The organism is Belnapia arida, assembly GCF_016773205.1.
GTDB lineage: Bacteria > Pseudomonadota > Alphaproteobacteria > Acetobacterales > Acetobacteraceae > Belnapia > Belnapia arida.
Genome location: NZ_JAETWB010000101.1, coordinates 1 through 5,462, shown reverse-complemented (window position 1 = coordinate 5,462; position 5,462 = coordinate 1). Strand labels below are relative to the sequence as shown.

The 5,462-nt window shown below is 62.7% G+C and carries 4 protein-coding genes; 1 reads left to right on the top strand and 3 read right to left on the bottom strand.

Annotation, left to right across the window (positions count from 1 at the left end):
- Positions 1-27: 27 nt before the first annotated feature.
- Positions 28-255, bottom strand: a complete 228-nt coding sequence (locus JMJ56_RS32535; RefSeq protein ID WP_202836026.1) for a hypothetical protein — start codon at positions 253-255, stop codon at positions 28-30.
- 506 nt (positions 256-761) lie between these two features.
- Between JMJ56_RS32535 and JMJ56_RS32530 the strand changes: the two genes are divergently transcribed.
- Positions 762-2,123: an OmpP1/FadL family transporter gene (locus tag JMJ56_RS32530; protein ID WP_202836025.1), complete on the top strand. Its 1,362-nt coding sequence runs from the start codon at positions 762-764 to the stop codon at positions 2,121-2,123.
- A gap of 12 nt (positions 2,124-2,135) precedes the next feature.
- On the opposite strand, the gene JMJ56_RS32525 is transcribed toward JMJ56_RS32530, so the two are convergent.
- The gene (locus JMJ56_RS32525; RefSeq protein WP_202836024.1) at positions 2,136-3,947 is read right to left on the bottom strand and encodes an ATP-binding protein; all 1,812 of its coding nucleotides are present in this window, start codon (positions 3,945-3,947) and stop codon (positions 2,136-2,138) included.
- 273 nt (positions 3,948-4,220) lie between these two features.
- Positions 4,221-5,462: ATP-binding protein (locus JMJ56_RS32520; RefSeq protein WP_236039043.1), on the bottom strand; the 1,242-nt coding region annotated here is incomplete at its 5' end.

Here is a 5,462-nt window from a genome sequence, read left to right as displayed (position 1 = left end):
CCGCCAGGTCCGATGGCCACCCCAACCCTACACTCCGGCCAAGGCCGGATTTTCCAACACCTCCGTGGACGTTACCCTCGTCATTGCCTTTGCCCAAAACCCAATAATTTGCTTAGCGCCGTCGCGCATGGCCGCTGAGCGCTGGCGCTTGGCCTGGGCGGTCACAAGACCGCGGGCGGCTCCGGCCCAGGCATTCGCGCTGCTCAGCATCATGCTCAGCAACGGGTTTTCTTCGTCTGCAGGTTCGCCATGCATCCCTCCTCACCAGGAGGCGCCGCCGCTTTGGCGTACCTCACTTGTTCCTCAAGCGATGAGGTCCAGCGTGAGTTGCTGTTTGGTTGGTGCGACCGCATCTCTAACGTTGGCACCTAACCATCTTGCTCGGCCAGCCCGGGCGAGTTCGATAATGTTGTCGTCCGTCTGGCGCCGTCTCCAGCCAAGGACGTGACGCCCACTCCGCCAGGTTGGTCGCTTATCGCAGTTGGAGCCGAGTTTGACCCCAGGTGACGGGTCAGTCCCAATCGACTGCTAGCAGCGCGCCGCGACGTGCCACCTCAACCGTAGCAATCGCCTAGAGCACGTAGCTTCGGACAAATTCTGCCATGCAAGCTGGCGTCCTTCGAACTCACAGGGTGCATCAGAGTACGAGGCCAAAAAGCCTCGAACGGCTCAGACCTTTTGAACATCGCCGTGGTTGTGGTCGACGGCAGCATCCATGCCGATGCATGCTGCCTGCCCGGTGCGACAGGGAGAAGTAGACCATGGCACGTGACAACAAGCGGCACGGAAAGCGGGCAATTTGGCTCCCGGTGCCGGTTGCAGTCAGCTTTTTCACAATGCTGGCCGACGCCTCGGGGACAGGCTTCGAGCTGCGTGAGCAGAGCGCCACAAGCCAAGGTGCATCCCTTGCCGGTGCTGCTGCCAAGAGCGATGACCCCTCCTTCCTGTATTTCAATTCGGCCAGCATGGCTTGGCTGCCGGGCACTCAAGCAGCTGTCGTTGGGAGCGGCGTCTTTGGACAGCTCGATGCGCAAACCGGGTCAGCGTCCCGAACCGCTGCTGTGGGCTCCAGCGCAATAACCGGCTCTCTGGGCAGGGATGCCGCCCAGGACGCATTCGTGCCAGCCCTGCATGGATCCGTCGCATTAGGTGAGCGGTGGCATCTCGGCATAAGCGTGACCAGCCCGTGGGGTCTTGTGACGAAATACCCGGCAGACTTCATTGGGCGCTACCATGCTCTCACATCCTCGCTCCGTACCATCAACATAACGCCGTCTGTGGCTTGGCGCCCGTTGCCGAACCTCGCCGTCGGAGCTGGGCTACAAATCCAGTATGCCGACGCACGGCTATCTCAAGCGGTTGACCTGGGCGCGGTCGGATTCCTCAACCCGGCCCTACGCCGTGCCGGATTTCGTCCTGGCGTGGCAGACAGCCGCGCCACCGTCACCGGGGACGATACCGCCTTTGGCTGGCAGGTTGGTGCCCAATGGAGACCAATAATCGGCACGCAACTGGGCGCCGCCTTCCGGTCAGCGATTTTCCATAACCTTGGTGGAGACGCTCGGTTCGACGGGGTTCCGACCGCGGTGGCCGCAGGCTTCGCCTCAGCTCGCGGCCAAGCCAAGCTTGCGACGCCTGAGAGCCTGACTCTCGGCTTCTCGCAACAAATTGGCGAGCGATGGACTCTGTTGACCGGCGCCGAGTGGACCAACTGGAGTCGCTTTCGCGACCTCGTGGTGCGCTTCGACGATGGCCGGGCACCCTCGGTGACTCAAGAGCGTTGGCGAGACTCGTGGTTTCTTTCGCTTGGTGCGGAATACCGTGTTAACGATGCATTGGTCGTGCGCAGCGGCATTGCTTGGGACCAAACCCCGGTGCCGAACGGGACGCGGACCCCGCGCATCCCTGACACGGATCGCTATTGGCTCTCAACCGGAGCAAGCTGGCAGCCTGCCAAAGGTGTCACTTTCTCGGCTGCATACACACATATCGTCGCAGACGAAGCCCGAGTTCGGCTGCGAGATAGTGGACCCGGCACCGATGACTTTCTGCGGGGAGACCTGACGACGAACTACTCAGCTTCCGTGGATATCGTGTCAATCCAGGCGAGCTTCGCCTTTTGACACCTGCGGCTGTCAGGTAGCTGCCTTCGTTGCCATGCAAAGCTCGATAGCTTGCACCAACTCCTGCTGCCCAAACGGCTTGGGCAGTAGGAACACTCCGACGGGTGCCTCATCCTCATGATAGCCTGTGTAGAGTATCACCGGCATCTTCGGGTGCATCTTGTGAATTGCCTGCGCTAGCTGAATGCCAGTCATTCCAGGCATCCCATGGTCGGTGATAACTAGGTCAACGGCTGTTGCGCCAGAGATGGCAGCCAGTGCCTCGTCGCCCGAACCGGCTTCAATAACTCCGTGCCCAAGGTGCTCGAGCATCGCCGCCGTGCTCGACAGCACCAGGTCATCATCATCGACCAGCAAGACTGTGAGCGGTTTTTGCTCTACGGTCGCGCCTTGCAAGAAGCCGTCAGGAGCGGAACACTTGCCGGTTGCTTCACCTGCTTGCGGGGCCATTCGAGGTAGCCAAAACTCGACGGTGGTGCCAGCACCCTTGGCGCTGTGCAGTATGAGCTTCCCGCCAGATTGCGCAGCAAAACCGTGAGCCATGGACAAACCTAGACCGGTGCCCTTGCCGACTTCCTTTGTCGTGAAGAAAGGTTCCGTAGCCTTGGCTAGCGTAGCCTCATCCATGCCCTCGCCGGTATCGGTCACGCTTAGCACCACATACTTCGACGAGGTGACACAAGCATCGGTGCTTGCCACATCAGTTGTTTGTTCGCTAGCAGTGACTGTGATTACCCCACCTGATGGCATGGCATCCCGCGCGTTCACTGCCAAATTGAGCAAGGCGAGTTCCAGTTGGTTGGCATCAACGTAGACCGGTGGCAGGTAAGATGGAACGCGTGTCACAACCTCGACGCCGGGACCAACTGCGTTATGCAGGAGAGCGGACATGCCACTGACTAAAGCTGCCAAATCTATTGCCTCAGGTCGCAACGTCTGGCCGCGGCCAAAGGTGAGCAGGCGCTGGGTCAGGGCGGCCCCACGCTGAGCCCCAAGGAGAGCGTTATTGGCGTAACGCATCGCAGCCCTCGCGTCGGCTGGCATTTCGTGGCGTAGCAGCGCCAGGTTGCCGAGGACAATCGTCAGCAGGTTATTAAAATCATGGGCTATGCCTCCGGTTAGCTGTCCTAAAGCCTCCATCCTTTGCGCCTGACGCAAAATTGCCTCGGTCGCGCGGTGCTGGGCTATCTCGTGTCGTAGTTGCTCATTCGCCGCGTCGAGCTGCTTGGCTTGGCGTTCGAAGTTCATCCGCAGCCGTATGTTTTCGGCGAACTGGTTGCTGGCTCTCCAACTGAGAACCACCATCGCGCCCAAATAGACCAGCACCATCCCTGCTGCAGCCAAGGCACTCGGCGAAGCGCTTGAGGCATAGCGCGCTGCGACTGGGCTACCCGCCAGTAGGATGAAAGCGAGTGCGCTTGGTAGGTAGGTGTTATGAATGGCTGCGGCCCCGGTGCACATGCCGCCGATGAGGAAAACCCACAGGAGTTGGTGGGATTCAGACTGTGGCCATAGCCAAGCTGCACCCCCGCCCCAGACGGCGCCCGCAGCTGCCGCACCACAGGTACCCAGTGCCGCCCAGTAACGCGTGCGAGCTCCGCCGCCAGACACGACTGATTTCTGGTGCCAGTTCCAGAGCGCGAGGCGGAGTACGGCAACGGTAATGGCAGCGCCCAGCCATAACAGGACTTGAGACTCGTTTGTGCTGGCGGCCAACACTGCGGCCATTAACGACGCATTCGCGGCAGTTACAATGGCAGCCAACGGCGTCTGGCGCATCATGACCGTGACGCGCTCGGCCTGGATGTCCGCGTCAGCAGCCATCGATACTCACACCCACAAGCGGGCGGTTGTCGCCTTGGCACACACCTCTACTGGGGCGGTAGCCAAATTTTGGCTTGAGGCTCTACGGACCATGCCAAGTACAGTGCCAGTTTTGTCGACATGGGCCTACCCCTAGCCTGCATCGGTCCGCCTGCTCTGAATAGTTAGGCTTTTAGGTCGCTATCTTCGCCAACCAGGACGTGGCCAGCGGGGATCGTAGTCCCGACCAGTCGACCCAGGAGGTCGCGTGTTCAGCGCTACGCCGCTTCGCGTTCAGGGACCGACCTGCAGGGCGGACTCCTTCGGCGCGTTGCTTTCGCCCACGACGAGGGTCAGCTTGGCTGCCAGATCCTCGCGCACGTAGGGCTTTAACAAGAGTGGCAGGCCCTTGGGTATCTCATGCCCGACTACCGACGCCGAGTAGCCCGACGTCAGCAGGATTCTGAGATCGGGGCGCAGACGCCGTGCCCGCTCGGCTAGCTGTATGCCGTCGACGCCTCCCGGCATCACCACGTCTGAGAACAGGACGTCAATGCGCTCACCGCTCTGCAGGTGCTCCAGTGCCTCCGCCGCGTCGCGCGCGGCCAGGGTCCCGTAGCCGAGCTCTCGTACGCTCTCGACGGCCATGTCGAGCACTGCGGGTTCGTCTTCGACCACCAACACCACCTCGCCTCCCGTGGCCTCACGCGGCGGCGCCCTGTCTTCTGCGTGTCGCACCGGGGTCCGCTCCTCGGACCGCGGCAGGTAGATCTCTACCGTCGTGCCCTGGCCTGGCGCGCTCAGGAGGCGGACGTGGCCGCCCGCCTGCCGCGCGAAGCCGTAGACCTGGCTCAGGCCGAGCCCGGTGCCCTTGCCGACTTCTTTGGTCGTGAAGAACGGCTCAAAGGCCCGCGCTCGCGTCGTCTCGTCCATCCCGGTACCGGTGTCGCCGACCGCAATCTGGAGGTAGGCGGCGGGCGCCACCTCCGGCATGTCGGCCAGCTCAGCGGCCGAGAGACGCGCGTTCCGGGTCTCGATCCGCACTCGGCCACCGCCGGGCATGGCGTCGCGGGCGTTGACCACCAGGTTCAGGACGGTTGCCTCGAGCTGCCCCGGGTCAACCCGCGCCGGATCCAGGTCGGGGGCGAGGTCGAGCTCGATCGCCACCGTCTCACCGGCGGCGCGCCGGAGCAGGGGTACGAACTCCTCGAGCAGACGGTTCGGATCGACCACCTCGGGCCGCACCATCTGCCGCCGCGAGAAGGCCAACAGCTTCGAGGTAAGGTCGGCGCCGCGCCGCGATGCCTGCAGTCCGGCCTCGGCGAGCCGGGCAACGCGGTCGGGCCGATCCGGCGCCCGGGCGATCATGCTGAGCGCGCCGGTCACGACGGTCAGGAGGTTGTTGAAGTCGTGCGCCACACCACCGGTGAGCTGGCCAACGGCCTCCATCTTCTCCGATTGCCGCAGCCGCTCCTCGACCATCTTCCGCTCGGTCGTGTCCATGACGACGCCTGCCATGCCGGTGGGCCTCCCGGC

What these genes read in the sequence shown, in the direction of transcription:
- JMJ56_RS32525 (WP_202836024.1), bottom strand. Translation starts at nt 3,947, where the DNA reads ATGGCTGCTGACGCGGACATCCAGGCCGAGCGCGTCACGGTCATGATG.
- JMJ56_RS32535 (WP_202836026.1), bottom strand. Translation starts at nt 255, where the DNA reads ATGCATGGCGAACCTGCAGACGAAGAAAACCCGTTGCTGAGCATGATG.
- JMJ56_RS32530 (WP_202836025.1), top strand. Translation starts at nt 762, where the DNA reads ATGGCACGTGACAACAAGCGGCACGGAAAGCGGGCAATTTGGCTCCCG.